The following is an 18611-nucleotide window of genomic DNA, read 5'->3' as shown; positions in this document are numbered from 1 at the left end:
TCGCGTCGTATGCCTTGAACTCGCCGCCGAAACGTTCCGCGCCCACCTTCGTCAGCGCCGCCGTCAGCGTCGTCTTGCCGTGGTCAACGTGACCGATCGTGCCCACGTTCACGTGGGGCTTGGTGCGCTCGAACTTACCCTTGGCCATGGCTCTGTCTCGGTGGAAATCGGTGGGCGAACTGTTTTCGGTGTTGCGTCTTGCAGCGGTGGTGCTCACGACTGGAATCGAACCAGCGACCTCCTCCTTACCAAGGAGGTGCTCTACCGACTGAGCTACGTGAGCATGTTTTGCAGCAGGTCCTGCGTCGCGGCGTTCAATGGAGCGGGAGACGGGAATCGAACCCGCACCATCAGCTTGGAAGGCTGAGGTTCTACCGTTGAACTACTCCCGCGCCGGATAAAAGACCTGCTTGGGTACTGCGCCATCGGCTGGTAAGGCCGCTGGTAAAACGTCTTGGTGGAGGGAGGTGGATTCGAACCACCGAAGGCGTAAGCCAGCAGATTTACAGTCTGCCCCCGTTGGCCGCTTGGGTATCCCTCCAAAAGAGCCCGAAATTCTGGCGTGGACACGCCGCGAAGTCAACGCTTGATCAACACCAATGTGGCCGGGTTCAGACGTTGAAGCGGAAATGCAGGACGTCGCCTTCCTGCACCCGGTATTCCTTGCCCTCCAGGCGCAGGCGGCCGGCGTCGCGGGCGCCCGCCTCGCCCCGGTACTTGATGTAGTCGTCGTAGGCGATGGTTTCGGCCCGAATGAAGCCTTTTTCGAAATCCGTGTGGATCACCGCGGCCGCTTGCGGCGCGGTCGAACCGCCCCGGACCGTCCACGCACGGACTTCCTTCACGCCCGCGGTGAAGTAGGTCTGCAGGCCCAGAAGCTTGTAGGCGGCGCGGATCACGCGGTTCAGGCCCGGCTCGTCCAGGCCCAGGTCGTGCAGGAAGGTGTCGCGGTCTTCGTCGTCCAGCTGGCTCAGCTCTTCCTCGATGGCGGCCGAAACCGGCACCACCTCGGCGCCCTCGCCCGCCGCGCGGGCGCGGACGGCGTCCAGGTGCGGGTTGTTCTCGAAGCCGTCTTCCAGCACGTTCGCCACGTACATCACGGGCTTGAGAGTCAGCAGGAACAGGTCGCGGACCTGCGCTTTGTCCTCGTCGGACAGGCCCAGCGCGCGGGCCGGCTTGCCGGCATCCAGGCCGGCGCGCACGCGGCCGAGCACCTCGGCGCGGGCCTTGGCGTCCTTGTCGCCGGTCCGGGCCGAGCGCTCGGCGCGCTGCAGGGCCTTCTCGACCGAATCCAGGTCGGCCAGGGCCAACTCGGTGTCGATCGTTTCGATGTCGGAGATCGGGTTGACCTTGCCGGTCACGTGGATGATGTCGCCGTGCTCGAAGCAGCGCACCACGTGCGTGATCGCGTCGACCTCGCGGATGTGGGCGAGGAACTTGTTGCCCAGGCCCTCGCCGCTGGCCGCGCCGGCCACCAGGCCTGCGATGTCGACGAATTCCACCGCGGTCGGGATCACCTTCTGCGGCTTGACGATGTCCGACAGCGCGTTCAGGCGCGGATCGGGCACGGGCACGATGCCCACGTTGGGTTCGATCGTGCAGAAGGGGAAGTTCGCCGCGGCGATGCCCGCCTTGGTCAGCGCGTTGAACAGGGTCGACTTGCCGACGTTCGGCAAGCCCACGATTCCGCATTTGATGCCCATGGTGTCTCCGTGCCGGTCAGCGGTTGGCTGGGCCGGTGTTGAGGCGTTTGGTCGCCTCGTTGATGTCCCCCGCGACGGCGAGCGGCAGCACGTCGGCCGCATCGTCGAGCGCGCGCAAAATCGCGGCCTCGTCGTCGCGACCGGGCTTGCCAAGCACCCACGGGGTGACTTTGTCCTTGTGGCCGGGATGGCCGATGCCGATGCGCAGGCGGTGGAACTTGCCGTGGCCCAGCAGTTTCATGGTGTCGCGCAGGCCGTTCTGGCCGCCGTGGCCGCCATCGAACTTCAGGCGCGCGACGCCGGGCGGCAGATCGAGCTCGTCGTGCGCCAGCAGCGCCTCTTCGGGCTCGATCTTCCAGTAACGCAAGGCGGCGGTGACCGACTTGCCGCTGAGGTTCATGTAGGTCGAGGGCTTGAGCAACCAGACCTGGCGCCCGCCGATGTCGACCTTCGCCGTCTCGCCGAAGAGCTTGGACTCCAGGCCGAAACGCGCGCCCAACCGTTCGGCGAGCCCGTCCACAAACCAGAACCCGGCGTTGTGCCGGGTCCGGGTGTGTTCGGGACCGGGGTTTCCCAGCCCGACGATGAGGCGCAAGCCCGACAAGACTTACTTCTTCTCGTCGTCCTTCTTGGCGACCTTCGCAGCCGGCACTTCGGCGGCGACCGGCGCTTCGGTCGGCTCTTCCACTTCTTCCTTGCCGTGCTTGGCGATGACCACCGCCACGTCGTGTTCCTTGCCCAGCTTCAGCTCGGGGATCTCGACGCCGTTGGGCAGCTTGATCTCGGACAGGTGGACGATGTCGCCGACGGCCAGGGCCGACAGGTCGATCTCGATGAACTCCGGCAGGTCCTTCGGCAGGCAGCTGATTTCGACTTCGTTGAGCTCGTGCGTGACGACGACGTCGGCAGCCTTGCCGGCCGGCGACTTCTCTTCGTTGAGGAAGTGCAGCGGCACCGCGACGCGGATGGCCTGGTTCTCATCAACGCGCTGGAAGTCCAGGTGCATGATGATCTGCTTGTACGGATGGCGCTGCATGTCGCGCAGCAGGACCTTCTGGGCCTTGCCGTCGAGGTCGAGCGTCAGGATCGACGAATAGAACCACTCGTTCTGGCTGGCCAGCCAGGTCTTCTCGTGTTCCAGCTGGATGCTCTGCGGGGCAGCGGTGCCGCCGTAGACGATGGCCGGGATCTGCGCCGCGCGACGGAGGCGGCGGCTCGCACCCTTGCCCTCGTCCTTGCGGCCAGTGGCCGTGATCTTGTGTTCGGTTGCCATGATGTTGAACTCACTTCGTTGCGATGAAAGCGCCACCCGCGACCAGGTGGCGCCAGGGATGTCAGTCCACGTAAAGCGAACTGACGGATTCTCCGAAGGCGATGCGGCGGATGGTTTCCGCGAGCAGCTCGGCGACGCTGAGCTGGCGGATCCGGCTGCATGCCTTCGCATTGGCGCTGAGCGGAATGGTGTCGGTGACCACCAGTTCGTCCAGCTGCGACTTGTTCAAATTGTCGATCGCCGCACCCGAAAGCACCGGATGCGTGCAGTACGCGACCACCTTGGTCGCGCCCTGCGCCTTCAGCGCCGCGGCCGCCGCGCACAGCGTGCCCGCGGTGTCCACGATGTCGTCGACGAGCACGCAGATCTTGCCGCTCACGTCGCCGATGATGTTCATCACCGTGGCCACGTTGGCGCGCGGACGGCGCTTGTCGATGATCGCCAGGTCCGCGTCGTCCAGGCGCTTGGCGATCGCGCGTGCGCGCACCACGCCGCCGACGTCCGGCGAAACCACGATCAGGTTGTCCGTGCCGTGCGCACGCCAGATGTCGGCGAGCAGCAGCGGCGAGGCATACACGTTGTCCACCGGCAGATCGAAGAAGCCCTGGATCTGGTCGGCGTGCAGGTCCACCGTCAACACGCGATCGGTGCCCACCGCACTGAACATCTTGGCGGCGACCTTCGCCGTGATCGGCACGCGGGCCGAACGCGGGCGGCGATCCTGCCGCGCGTAACCGAAGTACGGCACCACCGCGGTGACGCTGGAGACCGATGCGCGCTTGAGCGCGTCGATCAGCACCAGCAACTCCACCAGGTTTTCCGCGCTCGGCGCGCTCGTGGGCTGGATGACGAACGCCTCCTGCCGGCGCACGTTCTCCTCGATCTCCACCTGCACTTCGCCGTCGGAGAACTTGCTCACGAGCGCCTTGCCCATGCGCACGCCCAGCTCCTTGCACACCGCCTCGGCGAGCGGGCGGTTGGCGTTGCCGGTGAAGACCAGCAAATTGCGATCGTCTTGCATGAGGGCTCCGCTGCGCTCTGACCGTTGCGGTGGGACACGAATGGGTGGCAGGGGCGGCAGGATTCGAACCTGCGAGTGCCGGGATCAAAACCCGGTGCCTTAGGCCACTTGGCGACGCCCCTTCAGCTCCGAACGAGCGCCTCGCGCAAGGGCGACGACCGTACCCCTGCGGCCAGCCAGGCCCGCAACGACGGTGCATCCCGATGCACGCGGGCGAGTGCCGATCCGGCGGATTCGCGCGTGGCGAATTCGACGAAACAACCGCTGCCCGTGCCCGTCAGGCGTGGCGTGCCGACCTGCGCCAATGCGGCGAACGCGGCCTCGACGGCCCGTTCGCTGCGGCGCAACACCGGCTCGAACGCATTGTCGAGCACCGCTTCCGAAACGAAGTCGCGCATTGTCGCGGGCGGGGAATCGCGCGTCAATTCAGGGGTTTGGAACAAGGCGGCGGTGGGCACCTGCACGCCGGGGTCGGCGAGCACGTACCAGGCCGGCGGAAGGTCCACAGGCGTGAGGATTTCGCCCACGCCCTCGGCCCACGCATTGTCGCCGCGGACGAAAACCGGGACGTCGGCGCCGAGCTTCAGGCCCATTTCGGCCAGGCGATCGATGCCGAGCCGCGTCTCCCACAGCCGGTCGAGGGCGACCAGGACCGTCGCGGCGTCGGAGGAACCACCACCGAACCCGCCGCCTGCCGGAATGCGCTTTTCGACGGCGATGTCGGCACCAAGCGGGATTTTCGCTTCCGATTGAAGCAACTTGGCGGCACGGACCATCAGATCATCGGCTTCCGCGACACCGGGGACCGAGTCGCCGACACGGCGGATTTCGCCGTCGTCGCGCACCCGCAGTCGCACCGTGTCTCCCCAATCCAGGAGACGGAAGACGGTCTGCAGCGTGTGGTAGCCATCCGGCCGCCGGCCGGTGATGTGCAGGAAAAGGTTGAGCTTGGCCGGGGCGGGCCACTCGGACCAGGTCATGGGGCGGGCTCGAGCGTCCAGTTGTCGACGGCCAAGCGCACGCGCGCCTGGCCCTTCGTGGCTTCCAGCCGCGCGGGCATCGCGAGCGTGGGGTCGAACTGCGCCGGCGCCCAGGCCGTGTAGGCCACCGTCCAACCATCCTGATCGAGGGCCGCCAGGCGCCCATCGGCGCCGTAACGCACCTGCGCGCCGGGCCCCGGAACGCCCCGCACCCAACCGGCGAGCGCATCGACGGGGATATCCCAGCGCGTCGCTTCGAGAATCAGGTCGTGCGCGTTGGAACCGGTGCGCGGACCGCCATCGAGCCCTTCGAGCACCGCTTCGCCCTGCCCGCCCGTCACGCGCCAGCTTTGCCGCGTCACCGGCGCGGCGAGCGCGACTTCGAAACGCGCGCCGGCCTGTTTCCATTCGATGCGTCCGCTGCCGCCGTCCTTGCCGTTCGACAGCGCGATGCGGCCCGACATCGCCCATTGATCGTGCGTCGCAAGCTGCGCTTCGCGCGTGGCCTGGTACGCCGCCGGTTGTTCGATCGAGGCCATCGCCGGCGAATTCGAACGCGTCGTGACACACGCCGACGACGCGACGGCGATCATCGCGATCCACGCAACGCGCATGCTCATGCGCCCGTGGTCTGCAGCGCGCGCTTGAGCGAGCGGTTTTCGGGATCGAGCTTCTTCGCCTCGTCGAAATACCGGCGTGCTTCGTCCTTCTGCCCCAGCATCCACAGCACTTCGCCCAGGTGCGAGGCGATTTCGGGATCCTTCTGCATCGAGAACGCGCGGCGCAGTTCGACCAGCGCTTCGTCCTTGCGGCCGAGGCGATAGAGCACCCAGCCATAGCTGTCGATGATCGCGGCGCTGTCGGGCTCGGCCGCGCGCGCGCGGTCGATCAGTTCGAGCGCCTCGGCGAAGCGCGTCGTGCGATCGGCGAGCGTGTACCCCAGCGCGTTGAGGGCGGTGACGTTGTCGGGTTCGGCAACGAGAATGCGGCGGAAATCGGCCTCCGCACGCGGGATGTCGTCGCGGCGTTCCCACGTCAGCGCGCGCGAATACAGGATGGCCGAATCGTCGGGATACGCGGCCAGGCCGCGCGCATAGACGTCCAGTTCTTCCGCGTTCTGCGCATCCTTGCCGCGCAGTTCGGCCTCGAGCAGGTAGGCATCGCGGCGCGTGCCTTCGTCGACGGTCGCATCGCCCTGCAGGCCGCGCAGCGCCGCATACGCCTCCGGCGCGCGCTTGAGTTCGTGCAGCACGTTGGCTTCGCGCAGGCGCGCGGTCCAGCGCGCTTCGCCGCCGGGCACGCTGCGATACCACTGCAGCGCCTCGGGGTGGCGTTCGAGCATTTCGGCGACCTGGCCGAGCAGCAGGCGGCGGTCGGGATCGGGCTTGGACGATTCCTTCTTCAATTCGTCGTAAAGCTTGCCGAGCGCGGCGTCGTCGTCGGCGCGCGCGAGCAATGCGGCACGCAAGCCGTAGGTGCGATCGTCCTGCGGCCCACGTGAAAGCACGTTGGCGGCCTGCACCGAATCGCCCATCGCGTCGTATTCGGCGGCGATGGACATACGCAGTTCTTCGTCGGCGTATGCCGTCTGCGCGATGCCGGCGAGCACCTGCCGCGCCTCGACGGTCTTGCCCGATTCGCGCAACTGGCTGGCGCGCAACAGCGCCACGCGCGGCTCGTCGGGGAAGCGCGTCACCACCTGGTCGATGATGCGTTCGGCGAGCGCGGGTTGTTCCAACCGCATCGCCAGGCCGCCGAAGGCGAGCCACGCCTGCAGCTTGTCCGGGATGACCTGGTCGTCGACGAATTCGGCGAGCAACTTGCCCGCCAGCTTGGGGTCCTTGCCGCCCGAACCGAGCGCGGCCAGCGCGTGGCGCCAGCCGATGTCGCCCTTGTCGGTGAGCAGGACGCGCAGTTCCTGCTTCGCCAGGCGCGCATCGTTGCGGCGCAGGGCGAGCGTGGCTTCGGCCGCGTGCGCGGCCAGCGAATCGGGGGCGCGCTGCTTCCACAGCGCCAGGCCTTCGGCCGCCTGCCGGTCGTTGTTGGCCAGCAGCGCGATGCGGGTGGCGCGTTCGGCAAGGCCCGCATCGTCGGTGGCCCGCGCGGCCTGGAGGTAGTACTGCGCGGCCTGGTCGAGCTGGCCGGCCTGGAGGGCGAATTCGCCGGCCATCGTCCCTTCGATCGGCGAGCGCACTGCCTGGACGGACGTCCCCGCGGCCGGCGTGTCCCGCGTTGCCGCGGCGGTGCATCCGGCCGCCAGCCCCACGGTGAGCAAGAGCAGCAAGTTGAACGGCGTGCGGGACTGCGGCATGGCGTGTTCCGGCAAAAGGGGGCAATCCCGGGGGCGCGCCCCCGGTAGAATGTGCGGCCATCGGGAGCTTAACGCACGCGACCGAACGACCTCATGAGCAGCCTGATCGTCCTCGGCATCAACCACCAGACCGCACCGGTCGGCTTGCGCGAACGCGTTGCGTTCGGCGCCGACGCGATGCCGCGCGCGCTCGCACAATTGCGCGCGATGCCGGCGGTCCGCGAAGTCGCACTGCTCTCGACCTGCAACCGCACCGAGTTGTACGCGCTGGCCGAAGACCGGGGGGACGCCCTGGCCAACTGGCTGGCCGCCCATCCCGACGCCGGCGACCTGCACGCCTATCTGTACAGACACCAGGACGCGGACGCAGTTCGCCATTTGTTTCGGGTGGCCACCGGTTTGGATTCGCTCGTGCTCGGCGAACCGCAAATCCTCGGCCAGGTGAAGGATGCATGGGCCTCGGCGCGCGCCGCCGGCACGCTGGGGTCGCACCTGGACCGGCTGTTCCAGCACGCTTTCTCCACCGCCAAGCGCGCGCGCACCGATACGCGCATCGGCGCCAACCCGGTCTCGGTCGCCTCGGCGGCCGTGCGGCTGGCGCAGGAATCCTTCGCACGGTTGACCGATTCGACCGTGCTTCTGATCGGCGCGGGCGAGACCATCGAACTGGCCGCGCGCCACCTCGTCGAAGGCAAGGCCAGGCGCCTGCTCGTCGCCAACCGCACCCTCGCCCACGCGCAGGAACTGGCCACGCGCCACGGCGGCGTCGCGCTGCCCCTGACCGAAATCGAGCGGCATCTGTCGGAAGCCGACATCGTGTTGTCGGCCACCGCCAGCCGCGACCCCATCCTCACCCGCGCGCAGGTCGCCGCCGCGCTCGCGCAGCGCAAGCATCGCCCGATGCTGCTGCTCGACCTGGCCGTGCCGCGCGACATCGACCCCACCGTCGCCACGCTCGACGACGTCTTCCTCTACACCGTCGACGACCTGGAACGCGCCATCGAAGACAACCGCCGCAGCCGCCGCGAAGCCGCGCGCGAAGCCGAAGCGATCGTCGACCTGCAGACCGCGCGCTATGTCGAATCGCTGCAGGCGAGCACGCGCCACGCACCGCTGCGTCGGCTGCGTGCGCACGGCGAGCGCTCGCGCGCCGAAGCGCTCGACAAGGCACGCGCGCAACTGGCCGCCGGCCGCGACCCGCAGGAAGTGCTCGACCTGCTCGCGCACACGCTCGTCAATCGCCTGCTGCATCCGCCGACGGCCGCCCTGCGCGAAGCCGCCCTGAGCGGCGACGCCGAACTGGCGCGCGCCGCCGACAAGCTGTTCCCGCCGCTGCCCGAAGGCGACGCCTCCGTCGACGGCGACGCCGACGCATGATCCCCAGCCTGCGCCGCAAACTCGAAGCCCTGATCGAACGACGCGAGGAAGTCGAACGCCTGCTGTCCGATCCGGGCACGATTTCCGACGCCGAGCGCTTCCGCGATCTCTCGCGCGAATTCGCGCAACTCGAACCCGTCGCCACCGCGCTCGCCGCCGAAGGCCAGGCGCGCAGCGACCTTGCGAACGCCGAAGCGATGCGCGCCGATCCGGAACTGCGCGAACTGGCCGAAGAGGAAATCGCCGCCGCCACGCAGCGCCTGGAACGACTCGACGTGGAACTGCTCGCGCAACTCGTCCCCAAGGATGCGCGCGACGAAGGCAACCTCTATCTCGAAGTGCGCGCCGGCACCGGCGGCGACGAAGCGGCGATCTTCGCCGGCGACCTGTATCGCATGTACGCACGCTTCGCCGAACGCCAGGGTTGGCGCGTGGAAGTGGAATCGGCCAATCCCGGCGAGCACGGCGGCTTCCGCGAAATCGTCGCGCGCATCGAAGGCCGCGGCGCGTATTCGAAGCTGAAGTTCGAATCGGGAACGCACCGCGTGCAACGCGTGCCGGAAACCGAATCGCAGGGCCGCATCCACACGTCGGCGGCCACCGTCGCGATCATCGCCGAAGAAGCGCCGGGCATTCCGATCGAAGTCAATCCGGCCGACCTGAAGGTCGACACCTTCCGTTCCTCCGGCGCGGGCGGCCAGCACGTCAACAAAACCGAATCGGCGATCCGCATCACGCACGTGCCCAGCGGCATCGTCGTCGAATCGCAGACCGAACGTTCGCAGCACGCCAACCGCGACAAGGCGATGAAGCGCCTGAAGGCGATGCTCGTGGAAGCGGACATCGCACGCCGCGAAGCCGCGCAGGCGCAGGACCGCAAGCTGCAGGTCGGCAGCGGCGACCGCAGCCAGCGCATCCGCACCTACAACTTCCCGCAAGGCCGCATCACGGACCATCGCGTGGAAGGCCTGACCCTCTACGACCTCCCGCACGTACTCGAAGGCTGGCTCGACCCGCTGGTGGAACGCCTGCAAAGCGAACACCAGGCCGACGAACTCGCGCGCCTGACGGACAACGCCTGATGAGCGACACGATCCTCCGCCGCGCGACGCTCGACGATCTCGACGCACTCGCGCCGTTGTTCGATGCCTATCGCCGGTTCTACGCGCAGCCGGCCGATTTGCAGCGCGCACGCGACTACCTGCGCGAACGCATGACCCTCGGCGAGTCGGTGGTCCTGATCGCCGAACGCAACGGCGAAGTCGTCGGCTTCACGCAGCTCTATCCGATCTTCTCGTCGGTGCGCACGGCGCGGACGTGGTTGCTGAACGACCTGTTCGTCGCCGAAGGCGCGCGCCGCTTCGGCGTGGCGCGTGGTCTGCTCGACGCCGCCGCCGGTTTCGCGCGCGAACAGGGCGCCGCGGGCCTGATGCTGGAAACCATGGCCGACAACGCCCCGGCCCGCGCGCTCTATCGCGCCGCCGGGTGGCATGAAGACGACACACAGTGGTATTCATTGAACGTATGAAGCAGCCCGCCGACTTCGTTTCCCTCGCCCTGTGCGTGCTCACGGTCTCCGACTCGCGCACGGCGGCGGACGACACGTCCGGCGACTATCTCGTGCAAGCGCTGGCCGACGCGGGACATCGCTGCGTCGATCGCGCGCTGCTGCCCGATGACCGCTACAAGTTGCGCGCGGTCGTGTCGAAGTGGATCGCCGACGAGGCCGTCGACGGCATCCTGGTCACCGGCGGCACCGGCTTCACCGGTCGCGATTCCACGCCCGAAGCGCTCTTGCCCCTGCTCGACAAGCAGATGCCCGGCTTCGGCGAAATGTTCCGCGCGGTGAGCATCGAAGAAATCGGCACGTCCTCGCTGCAATCGCGCGCATTCGCGGGCATGGCCAACGGCACGTTCCTGTTCGCGTTGCCCGGCTCGACGTCGGCTTGCCGCACCGCGTGGGAAAAGATCCTGCGCGCGCAACTGGATGCGCGCACGCGTCCCTGCAACCTCGCCACCCTGCGTCCGCGCCTAAAGGAGTGAACACCATGCCGCTCGCAACGACCCTGCGGTTGCTCGCGAAAGCGCGCGGCATGAGCGCCACCGATCTCGCCACCGCGATTCCGCGCGCGGGCGTCAACACCGTGTCGGCCTGGCTGCGCGGCGAGAAGATGCCGGGCAAGGACCAACTCGACGCCCTCGCCCGCACGCTCGGCGTGCCCGCGGGCGCATTGCTCGCCGAACTGGCGAGCACCCTGGATCCTTCGCGCACGCAGGGCGAACACGAGCTGCTCGCGGCGTATCGCCTCCTGACCACGCGGCAGCAGGGCGCGTTGCTCGAAATCGCGCGCGGCCTGGCGAACCAGCCGGCGCCGCGGCGCCGCAAGGCGGCCAAATGAAAGGCATCAAGAAAAAGGCGTACAACGCCGCGCTCGCGCCGATGCAGCTCGAGCTGGTTTCGATGGCCCGCTGGGCGCGCGAGACAGGCCAGCGCATCGTCGTGTTGTTCGAAGGCCGCGACACCGCCGGCAAGGGCGGCGCGATCGACGCGATCCGCGAACACATGAACCCGCGCCAATGCCGCGTGGTCGCGCTCGGAAAACCGAACGAAGCAGAATTGGGCGCCTGGTATTTCGAACGTTACGTGCCGCACCTGCCCAGCGCCGGCGAAATCGTGTTGTTCGATCGCAGCTGGTACAACCGCGCCGGCGTCGAACGCGTCATGGGCTTCGCGACGCCCGCACAGGTGAAGGCGTTCCTCGAACAAACCCCGGCGTTCGAAAAACTGCTGGTCGACGACGGCATCCTGTTGTTCAAGTACTGGCTGTCCTGCGACCAGGCGCGGCAGGAAGAGCGTTTCCTCGAACGCTGCGCCGATCCGCTCAAGCGGTGGAAGCTGTCGCAGATCGACCTCGATGCGCGGGCGCATTACGCCGACTACACCAAGGCACGCGAGGACATGCTGCGCGCGACGCACACCGATCATGCGCCGTGGACACTGGTGGATTTCAACGACCAGCGGCGCGGGCGGCTCACGCTGATCCGTGACCTGCTCGATCGGTTGCCCGAGACACAGCTTCCCGAGCCGGAAGTGCAGCTCGATGCGCTGGCTGGCAAACCGAAGAAAGAGCGCTTCACGGTGGTCGCGCCGATCAAGTCGATCGAGCTCTAGCGCCGGCCTCAGGCCGTGTCGAACTCCGGCCCCGCTTCGCCTTCGTCGGCAGCGATGCGTTCCAGGCGTTCGACGTGCGCCGCCGGCGGCCCGTGTTTCAACCACTGTTCCAGGCGCTCGACCGCCTGCACGTCGCCGACCGCGAGCACCTCCACGCGGCCGTCGTGCAGGTTGCGCGCGTAGCCGCGCAGGCCGAGGGCCTGCGCCTGCTCCCGCGCCGACGCACGAAAGAACACGCCCTGCACGCGCCCTTCGACGAAGAAGCGCGCGGCGGTCATTTCACGCACCCTTCGGCGGCTGCGGGCCGCCGTTGGCGACGATGGCCGACTCGATGTCGTGCGGTTCCACCGGGCCGATGAAGCGCTTGGCGACCTTGCCGTCGGGCGCGATGAGATAAGTCATCGGCAAACCGGCCGGCGTTTCGAAATCCTTCGGCGGGTTGTACACGTCGACCAGCGCGATCGCGTAGGACACCGGGTGCTTCTTCAGGAAGGCCTGCATCTGCGCCGGCGTGGTGTCTTCGTAGGCCAGGCCGACGACTTCGATGTATTCGCGCATCGTGTCGAGCGCGGAGAGCGCCGGCATTTCCTTCAGGCACGGGTTGCACCACGTGGCCCAGAAGTTCACGACGACCCACTTGCCGCGATGCGCCGCCAGGTCGAACTGCTTGCCGTCGACGGTGGCGATCGACAAGGTCGGCACGTCTTTCGTCGTGGCGACCTGCGGCGAGGCCGCTGCGGGCGCCGCGGTGGTGGCGGGTGCGGCGACCGTGGCCGGCTTCGCGGTGGCCGGCTCGGGCGCGGCGGGCTGCTTGCAGGCGGCCAGCATCGCGATCGCGACGGCGAGCGCCGCGCATTTATTTCGGTGAGTCATAGATCGAAGACACCTTCTTCTTCAACAGGTCGCGCAGCGGGAGCCGCAGCTCGTCGAGCGTATGGTACGCGCGCTGGCCCAGCGCATCCTCGCGCATCGGAACATGCGCTTCGGCCACGGGAATCCGGAGTTGGCAGGCCTCGTAAAGTTCGCCCATCGTCAGATCGTCGAGATCGCGCGCCAGCAGCCACTCGCCGCTCTCGGCGCGGCTGATCAAGCCGATCAGGCACAACTGGCCGAGCATCTCCTGCACCATCGAATCGGTGAGCACCGGTTCGAGCGCCTGGATTTCCTGGCTGTGCAGGCCCTTGCCCTGCGCGCGCGCCGCGTGGAAACGGCCGAGCATGCGCAGCAATCCGTACATCTCGTATCCGACCGGCAGGCGCATGGAGGCCGGCTGGTAGCGGAACGAGGACATCGACGCGGCGAACGAAGCGCCCAGCAGGATCGACGTCCACCCCAAATAGATCCACACCAGGAAGATCGGCAGGAACGCGAGCGTGCCGTACACCTTGCCGTAGCTGCTGAAGTTGCCGATGAACACGCCGAGCCACAACTTCACGCCTTCGAACAACACCGCCGCGAGGAACGCGCCCGCGAACGCATGCCGCCACAACACGGTGCGATGCGGCACCACCTTGAACACGGTGGCGAAGGCCAGCAGTTCGATGACGAAGGGCGTGGCGCGCACGAGCACTTGTTCCAGCCACTGGCCCGCCTGCGTTTCGAACATCGCCATCGCGAAGAAACGCGAGGACAACGCCAGGCTCGTCGCCGCCACCAGCGCGCCGAGCGTGAACACCGTCCAGTACACCAAAAAGCGCGCGAACTTCGGCCGCGCCGTCGGCACGCGCCAGATCTGGTTGAAGGTCATCTCCACGCTGTTCAAGGTGATCAGCAAGGAGACGACCAGGGCCACGATGCCCGCCGCGGTGAGTTGCCCCGCGTTCGCGGAGAACTGGCGCAGGTAGGCTTCCACCGCGCGCGCCGAGCTCGGCACGAAGTTCGAGAAGATGTAGTCGACCAGGCGATCGCGCCACAAGTCGAACACCGGGAAGGCCGACAACACGCCGAAGCCCACGACGAACAGCGGCACCAGCGCGAATACCGTCGTATACGACAGCGCGCCCGCGGCCTGGAACAGGTTGTCGCCCATGAACCGGTTCCAGAGGAAACGGAAGAACGTGCCCAGGCGATGGCGGTCGCGCAGGTATCCGGTCCAGCGATAAACGGTGTCCAGGGGCTCCATCCGCCGAAGCCTACCCCACCGCTCGGCTATCCTGCGCAACGGAGGTGGTCCGATGCCCGAAGTGCTGGTGCTGTATTACAGCCGTGGCGGCTCTGTCGCGCGGCTTGCGCGACAGGTCGCGCGCGGGGTCGAGGAAGTCGACGGCATGGCCGCGCGGCTGCGTTGCGTGCCGCCTGTGGCGCCGGTGACCGAAGTCGCGGCGCCTCCGGAGCCCGACGAGGGCGCGCCCTACGTGCATCGCAACGACCTCGCGCAATGCGCGGGCCTGATCTTGGGCAGCCCGACGCGTTTCGGGATCATGGCCGCGCCGTTGAAGCATTTCATCGATGGCCTGGGCGCCGAATGGGCGAGCGGCACGCTGGTCGGAAAACCCGCGGCGGTCTTCACCTCCACCGCCACGCTGCACGGCGGACAGGAGGCCACCCTGCTCTCGATGATGTTGCCCTTGCTGCACCACGGTTGCGTGATCACCGGTCTGCCGTACACCGAGCCGGGGCTGAATTCCACGCGCACCGGCGGCACGCCCTACGGCGCGAGCCATCATGCCGGCATGCAGGACGATCCCCGCCCCAGCGACGAGGAAGCGCAACTGGCGCGCGCACTCGGTCGGCGCGTGGCGGAACTGGCGCGGAAATTGTTCGACGGGAGCGCGGCATGAGTTTTCCCACACGCGTGTTGCTTGCCGGCCTGTTCGGCCTGGTCGCGCTGTTCGTGTTCTGGTTCCTGCCCGAAGGCTGGCACGCGTTGGCGTGGTTCGCCGGGCCGCCGCTGGTGCTCGCCGCACTGAACTGGAACGGCGGGCAGAAGCCGGCGTTCTGGGCGGGGCTGTTCTCGCTGGGCTGGTTCTCGCACGGCGTGATGGTGGCCTGGTCGCGGCCGGACCATCGGGAACTGGCGCTGATCGAGATCGTGCTCGCGCTCGTGGTCTTCGCCGGCGCCACGCTGCCGGGGTTGCAGGCGCGCTTCGGCGGACGCCGCTAGACACTTATAATCGCCGCCCATGGACCATCTCTGCATCGTCACCACCGGCGGCACGATCGACAAGATCTACTTCGACGACAAGTCGGATTACCAGATCGGCGAGCCGCAGATCGGCGGCATCCTGCGCGAGCTCGGCGTCGCGTTCCAGTTCAACGTGATCCCGATCATCCGCAAGGATTCGCTGCACATCTCGCAGGAAGACCGCGAGTTGATCCGCGCGACGATCGCCGCGCAACCGGCGAAGCACGTGCTGGTCACGCACGGCACCGACACGATGGTCGAAACCGCGCAGGTGCTCGAATCGCTGACCGATCGCACCATCGTGCTGACGGGCGCGCTGAGCCCCGCGCGCTTCCGCGGCTCGGATGCCGAATTCAACGTGGGCACCGCGGTGGGTGCGGTGCAATGCCTGCCGCCGGGCGTCTACATCGCGATGAACGGCCGCGTGTGGGACATCCACAAGGTGCGCAAGAACGTCGCGGCGAACAAGTTCGAAGATATCTGACGGGCGTTACAGCATGCCCGTCTCGAGGCGCGCCGCCTCGGACATCATCATCCGGTTCCACGGCGGGTCGAAGACCAATTCGACGTCCGCCTCGGTCACCGTCGGAATCATTTCCAGCTTGCTGCGCACATCGTCGACGAGGATGTCGCCCATGCCGCACGCGGGCGCGGTGAGCGTCATGCGGATGGCGACTTCGCGCGTGCCGTCCTCGCGCGGCTTCACCGTCGCTTCGTACACCAGGCCCAGGTCGACGACGTTGATCGGGATCTCGGGGTCGAAGCACGTGCGCAATTGCTTCCACACCAGTTTCTCGACTTCATCGTCGGAGGCACCGGCGGACAGTTCGAGCGGTTCGGGCGGCTCCTTGCCGATCGCGTCGGCATCCCGGCCCGCCACGCGGAACAGATTGCCTTCGACGAAAACGGTGTAGCTGCCACCGAGCGCCTGCGTGATGTAACCGATGCTGCCCGCGGGCAAGGTGACTTCTTCACCTTGCGGCACGAGGACGACGGCGCAATCGCGCTCGAAGCGGACGGGTTCGCTGCTGCGGGAATACATGCGATACAAGTGGGGGCGTGCGGCGTGCGCCGCAAGGCCGTGCATTCTAGGCCCTGCGCGGCCGGTATGCTGTGCGATCACGCAGGGGAGCCCGATGGCGCCACAGGAAACGCAACATTCTCCATGGATGGGGGCCGCGCTCGCCCTGGTCGGCAGCACCGGGGTCGCGGCGGCCTGGGTCGCCGCGGCGATGTTCACGTCCTCGCAATGCGGCTGGATGGCGGTGATCGCCGCGCTCGACGCGGCCTGGCTGCTTCGCCTCGGGCGAGAGCCGCGTGGCTGGGTGCGCACGGGCACCGGCGTGGCCGCGACCGCCCTGGCCATCGTGCTCGCGCAATGGGGCATCGTTTCGGCGCATCTGTCGGGGATGCTCGGGCTCGGCTTCGGCGAAACGATGACCAAGCTCGGGCCCTCGCTCGCATGGACGCTCACCCATCTGGCGAACACGCCCGCCGACTGGGCGTGGATCGGGTTCGGCCTGCTCGTCGCGGCGATCGCCTCGCGCTGATCTTCACGCGTAAGCGCGGTCGAGCACCGCTTCGAACAAAGGCATCGCTTCGCGGATCTGCGCGGCCGACAAACCGCAAAAGCCCATGAGCAAGCCCGCGCGCTGCGGCCGCCGCAGATAGTGCGGGCGCAGCGTGAACAGGCCCAGGCCGAGCGATTGGCCGTGCGCGAGGATCGCATCGAGCGCGGCGTCGGACTTGTCCTTCAACCACACGACCACGTGCATGCCGGCGTGCGAATCGGCGATCTCCAGGCGCCCCTTCCCGACTTCGCGCAATCCGTCGAGCAACAGCGTGCGCCGCTCCTGCAAGGTGCGCGCGCTGCGACGCAGGTGGCGTTCGAATCCACCGCCGGCCATGAAGCGCGCGAGCGCCGCCTGCTCGATCGCCGAACTGCCGAAATCCTGCGCCCACTTCGCGGTGACCAGATCCTCGCGCAACGCCGGCGGCATCACGATGTATCCCAGCCGCAAGGACGGGAACAAGGTCTTGGAGAACGTGCCGACGTACATCACGCGCCCATCGCGATCGAGCGAGCGCAGCGCGGCGAGCGGTTGCGTGTCGTAACGGAACTCGCCGTCGTAGTCGTCCTCGAAGATCCAGCTGTCGTGCATGCGTGCGTACTGCAGCAATTCCAGCCGTCGCGACAGCGACAACACCGAGCCGCCGGGGAATTGATGCGACGGCGTCACGCAGATCATGCGCGGCGAATCGGCGGGCAATCGATCCGGGCGCAACCCATCTTCATCGACATCCGCGCCATGCAGGCGCGCGCCGTGGATCTGCAGCACTTTGCGCAGCGCGAAGTACTGCGGTTCTTCGACCACCGCCAGGTCGCCGGCGTCGAGCAGGATGCGCGCGGCGAGCGACACCGCCTGCTGCGTGCCGCCGACGATGAGCACATCGTCCGGCACCGCCTGCACGCCACGACGGCGCGCGAGGTAATCGCAGATCGCTTCGCGCAATGCGGGCAGGCCCTGCGGGTCGGGATAGTCCGGCGCGGTGTAGGCCGCGGCGTGCGCGAGTTCGCGCGCCCACGCGGTGGTCAGCGCGGGATTCACCAGCGGCAGGCCGTACTGGAAAGAGAAGCGCACCGCTTCGCGCGGTTTGTTGCGCAGCAGGCGGCGGATGTCGGCGTTGCGTGCGCGTCGCGCGTACGCGGTTTGCGGTGGCGCGATCGCCGGCGGCGCGTCGTTCGCCGCTTCGGTCAGCAAGGGCGCCGAAACGAAACTCCCCGACCCCACGCGCGCGGCCATGAATCCCTCGGCGCGCAGTTGTTCGTAGGCGGTCAGCACGGTGTTGCGCGACAGGCCGAGGTCGCGGGCCAGCGCACGGGTCGGCGGCAAGCGGCTGCCCTGGCCGAGGCGGCCGCCGGCCAGGGCGGTCTTCAGCGCGCGGGTGAGTTGCGCATGCAGGGGACCGCGTCCGTCGAGTTGCAGGTGCATGGCCGACCTCCGGAGGGAATGGCCCCATTCCGGCCCGGTCGATTGGCCCTTGCCAGTGCCAATCCACGGGCGTGTGATGAGGCCAATCCTGCCTGCACGAGGTCCGCCATGCACGTACGGTCTGCCTGGTCCCACTCTCCGGCCCTTTCTGAAGCACCGCGCGCCTGGCCGGCCTGGGCGTCCATTGCGCTCGGCGGCAGTGCATTCGCGCTGGCCGACCTGGCCTTCGCCTCCCTGTACTGGTTCCTGTATGCGGGCGTCCCGCCGGTGCGCATCGGGCAAGGCATCGCCTCGTGGGTCGTCGGTTCGCATGCCGCGCATGCTGGTGGCGTCGATGCCGCGATCGCCGGCGCGTTGTTGTATTGCGCGACGGTGGCGGCGATGGTCGCCGGCTACATGTGGCTGACCACGCGCTGGCCGCAACTGCATCGACATGCGTGGATCGCGGGCAGTGCGTACGGCATGGCGATGTATGGCCTGCTGTTCGAAGTGATCGTGCCGTACTTCTCGGCGGCGACCGCGCGCACCAGCAGCGCGCCGCTGTCGTGGACGATCGCGTGCCTGGCGACGTTCGCCGGCATCGGGATCGGCTGCGCCACGATCGCACGCGCACACGCACGTTGATTGGTTCCCTCGCGCACCGCGCAGGCGGTGCTC

24 protein-coding genes and 4 tRNA genes are annotated in these 18611 nt (G+C 67.8%); 11 read left to right on the top strand and 17 right to left on the bottom strand.

The genetic code is table 11. The features are described 5' to 3' along the window. From AB4059_RS11330 to AB4059_RS11275, 12 genes are all read right to left on the bottom strand, one after another. A partial coding sequence (locus AB4059_RS11330; protein ID WP_498979024.1) for a GTP-binding protein occupies window positions 1-217 on the bottom strand: 217 nt, incomplete at its 3' end. Then, window positions 208-283 (bottom strand) — tRNA-Thr (locus tag AB4059_RS11325). The genes AB4059_RS11325 and AB4059_RS11330, both read right to left, overlap by 10 nt. A gap of 35 nt (window positions 284-318) precedes the next feature. Continuing rightward, window positions 319-392, bottom strand: a tRNA-Gly gene (locus AB4059_RS11320). Window positions 393-455: 63 nt separating this feature from the next. After that, a tRNA-Tyr gene (locus AB4059_RS11315) sits at window positions 456-541 on the bottom strand. A gap of 70 nt (window positions 542-611) precedes the next feature. Then, window positions 612-1703: a redox-regulated ATPase YchF gene (gene ychF / locus AB4059_RS11310; RefSeq protein WP_498979023.1), complete on the bottom strand. Its 1092-nt coding sequence runs from the start codon at window positions 1701-1703 to the stop codon at window positions 612-614. 16 nt (window positions 1704-1719) lie between these two features. Further along, window positions 1720-2307 (bottom strand): aminoacyl-tRNA hydrolase, encoded by a 588-nt coding sequence (pth, locus tag AB4059_RS11305; protein WP_498979022.1) that lies wholly within the window; start codon window positions 2305-2307, stop codon window positions 1720-1722. A gap of 3 nt (window positions 2308-2310) precedes the next feature. Next, entirely contained in the window at window positions 2311-2976 is a 666-nt protein-coding gene (locus AB4059_RS11300; protein WP_498979021.1) for a 50S ribosomal protein L25/general stress protein Ctc, read from the bottom strand. Between the two features lie 61 nt (window positions 2977-3037). Beyond that, the gene (locus tag AB4059_RS11295; RefSeq protein ID WP_498979019.1) at window positions 3038-3997 is read right to left on the bottom strand and encodes a ribose-phosphate diphosphokinase; all 960 of its coding nucleotides are present in this window, start codon (window positions 3995-3997) and stop codon (window positions 3038-3040) included. Window positions 3998-4042: 45 nt separating this feature from the next. Then, window positions 4043-4119, bottom strand: a tRNA-Gln gene (locus AB4059_RS11290). Further along, a complete protein-coding gene (gene ispE / locus AB4059_RS11285; protein WP_498979017.1) occupies window positions 4120-4977 on the bottom strand; it encodes a 4-(cytidine 5'-diphospho)-2-C-methyl-D-erythritol kinase in 858 nt (285 codons plus the stop codon). Further along, window positions 4974-5597 carry a lipoprotein insertase outer membrane protein LolB gene (gene lolB / locus AB4059_RS11280; protein ID WP_498979014.1) on the bottom strand — a complete coding sequence of 208 codons (624 nt, stop codon included), beginning with the start codon at window positions 5595-5597 and terminating at the stop codon, window positions 4974-4976. Before lolB ends, ispE begins: the two co-directional genes overlap by 4 nt. Then, a complete protein-coding gene (locus AB4059_RS11275; protein WP_498979013.1) occupies window positions 5594-7288 on the bottom strand; it encodes a tetratricopeptide repeat protein in 1695 nt (564 codons plus the stop codon). Before AB4059_RS11275 ends, lolB begins: the two co-directional genes overlap by 4 nt. Window positions 7289-7381: 93 nt before the next feature. Between AB4059_RS11275 and hemA the strand changes: the two genes are divergently transcribed. From hemA to ppk2, 6 genes are read left to right on the top strand one after another with little or no spacing between them, the layout of a single operon-like run. Beyond that, a complete protein-coding gene (gene hemA / locus AB4059_RS11270; RefSeq protein ID WP_498979011.1) occupies window positions 7382-8665 on the top strand; it encodes a glutamyl-tRNA reductase in 1284 nt (427 codons plus the stop codon). Further along, window positions 8662-9747, top strand: a complete 1086-nt coding sequence (prfA, locus tag AB4059_RS11265; RefSeq protein ID WP_498979009.1) for a peptide chain release factor 1 — start codon at window positions 8662-8664, stop codon at window positions 9745-9747. The genes hemA and prfA overlap by 4 nt, the downstream gene beginning before the upstream one ends. Further along, entirely contained in the window at window positions 9747-10193 is a 447-nt protein-coding gene (locus tag AB4059_RS11260) for a GNAT family N-acetyltransferase (RefSeq protein ID WP_498979008.1), read from the top strand. The genes prfA and AB4059_RS11260 overlap by 1 nt, the downstream gene beginning before the upstream one ends. Further along, window positions 10190-10708: a molybdenum cofactor biosynthesis protein B gene (moaB, locus tag AB4059_RS11255; RefSeq protein WP_498979006.1), complete on the top strand. Its 519-nt coding sequence runs from the start codon at window positions 10190-10192 to the stop codon at window positions 10706-10708. The genes AB4059_RS11260 and moaB overlap by 4 nt, the downstream gene beginning before the upstream one ends. 5 nt (window positions 10709-10713) lie before the next feature. Continuing rightward, window positions 10714-11064 (top strand): helix-turn-helix domain-containing protein, encoded by a 351-nt coding sequence (locus tag AB4059_RS11250; protein WP_498979005.1) that lies wholly within the window; start codon window positions 10714-10716, stop codon window positions 11062-11064. Beyond that, a complete protein-coding gene (ppk2, locus tag AB4059_RS11245) occupies window positions 11061-11837 on the top strand; it encodes a polyphosphate kinase 2 (protein ID WP_498979003.1) in 777 nt (258 codons plus the stop codon). Before AB4059_RS11250 ends, ppk2 begins: the two co-directional genes overlap by 4 nt. 8 nt (window positions 11838-11845) lie before the next feature. On the opposite strand, the gene AB4059_RS11240 is transcribed toward ppk2, so the two are convergent. Genes AB4059_RS11240 through AB4059_RS11230 form a run of 3 tightly spaced genes read right to left on the bottom strand, consistent with a single transcriptional unit; the run spans window position 11846 to window position 13959 of the window. Further along, a complete protein-coding gene (locus tag AB4059_RS11240) occupies window positions 11846-12115 on the bottom strand; it encodes an acylphosphatase (protein ID WP_498979002.1) in 270 nt (89 codons plus the stop codon). Window position 12116: 1 nt separating this feature from the next. Then, complete coding sequence (locus tag AB4059_RS11235) at window positions 12117-12710, bottom strand: TlpA family protein disulfide reductase (RefSeq protein WP_498979001.1); 594 nt, start codon at window positions 12708-12710, stop codon at window positions 12117-12119. Next, window positions 12694-13959 (bottom strand): YihY family inner membrane protein, encoded by a 1266-nt coding sequence (locus tag AB4059_RS11230; protein WP_498979000.1) that lies wholly within the window; start codon window positions 13957-13959, stop codon window positions 12694-12696. The genes AB4059_RS11235 and AB4059_RS11230 overlap by 17 nt, the downstream gene beginning before the upstream one ends. A 52-nt stretch (window positions 13960-14011) precedes the next feature. Between AB4059_RS11230 and wrbA the strand changes: the two genes are divergently transcribed. Genes wrbA through AB4059_RS11215 form a run of 3 tightly spaced genes read left to right on the top strand, consistent with a single transcriptional unit; the run spans window position 14012 to window position 15445 of the window. Further along, window positions 14012-14617 (top strand): NAD(P)H:quinone oxidoreductase, encoded by a 606-nt coding sequence (wrbA, locus tag AB4059_RS11225; protein ID WP_498978998.1) that lies wholly within the window; start codon window positions 14012-14014, stop codon window positions 14615-14617. After that, window positions 14614-14940 (top strand): DUF2069 domain-containing protein, encoded by a 327-nt coding sequence (locus AB4059_RS11220; RefSeq protein WP_498978996.1) that lies wholly within the window; start codon window positions 14614-14616, stop codon window positions 14938-14940. Before wrbA ends, AB4059_RS11220 begins: the two co-directional genes overlap by 4 nt. A 19-nt stretch (window positions 14941-14959) precedes the next feature. Next, complete coding sequence (locus AB4059_RS11215; RefSeq protein ID WP_498978995.1) at window positions 14960-15445, top strand: asparaginase domain-containing protein; 486 nt, start codon at window positions 14960-14962, stop codon at window positions 15443-15445. A 6-nt stretch (window positions 15446-15451) separates the two neighbouring features. Here AB4059_RS11215 and sufT read toward each other — a convergent pair whose 3' ends face one another. After that, window positions 15452-16003, bottom strand: a complete 552-nt coding sequence (gene sufT, locus AB4059_RS11210; protein WP_498979070.1) for a putative Fe-S cluster assembly protein SufT — start codon at window positions 16001-16003, stop codon at window positions 15452-15454. A 94-nt stretch (window positions 16004-16097) separates the two neighbouring features. Between sufT and AB4059_RS11205 the strand changes: the two genes are divergently transcribed. Beyond that, window positions 16098-16511 carry a hypothetical protein gene (locus tag AB4059_RS11205; protein ID WP_498978994.1) on the top strand — a complete coding sequence of 138 codons (414 nt, stop codon included), beginning with the start codon at window positions 16098-16100 and terminating at the stop codon, window positions 16509-16511. Between the two features lie 3 nt (window positions 16512-16514). Here AB4059_RS11205 and pdxR read toward each other — a convergent pair whose 3' ends face one another. Next, the gene (pdxR, locus tag AB4059_RS11200; protein ID WP_498978992.1) at window positions 16515-17954 is read right to left on the bottom strand and encodes a MocR-like pyridoxine biosynthesis transcription factor PdxR; all 1440 of its coding nucleotides are present in this window, start codon (window positions 17952-17954) and stop codon (window positions 16515-16517) included. Window positions 17955-18062: 108 nt separating this feature from the next. Here pdxR and AB4059_RS11195 point away from each other — a divergent pair, with 108 nt between their 5' ends. Beyond that, window positions 18063-18578 carry a hypothetical protein gene (locus tag AB4059_RS11195; protein WP_498978991.1) on the top strand — a complete coding sequence of 172 codons (516 nt, stop codon included), beginning with the start codon at window positions 18063-18065 and terminating at the stop codon, window positions 18576-18578. Window positions 18579-18611: the final 33 nt, after the last annotated feature.

The sequence above is a fragment of the Lysobacter sp. 2RAF19 genome, from assembly GCF_052115395.1.
Classification (GTDB): Bacteria; Pseudomonadota; Gammaproteobacteria; order Xanthomonadales; family Xanthomonadaceae; genus Noviluteimonas.
The sequence above is the reverse complement of the archived record's forward strand: the minus strand, read 5'-3'. Positions and strand labels throughout refer to the sequence as shown.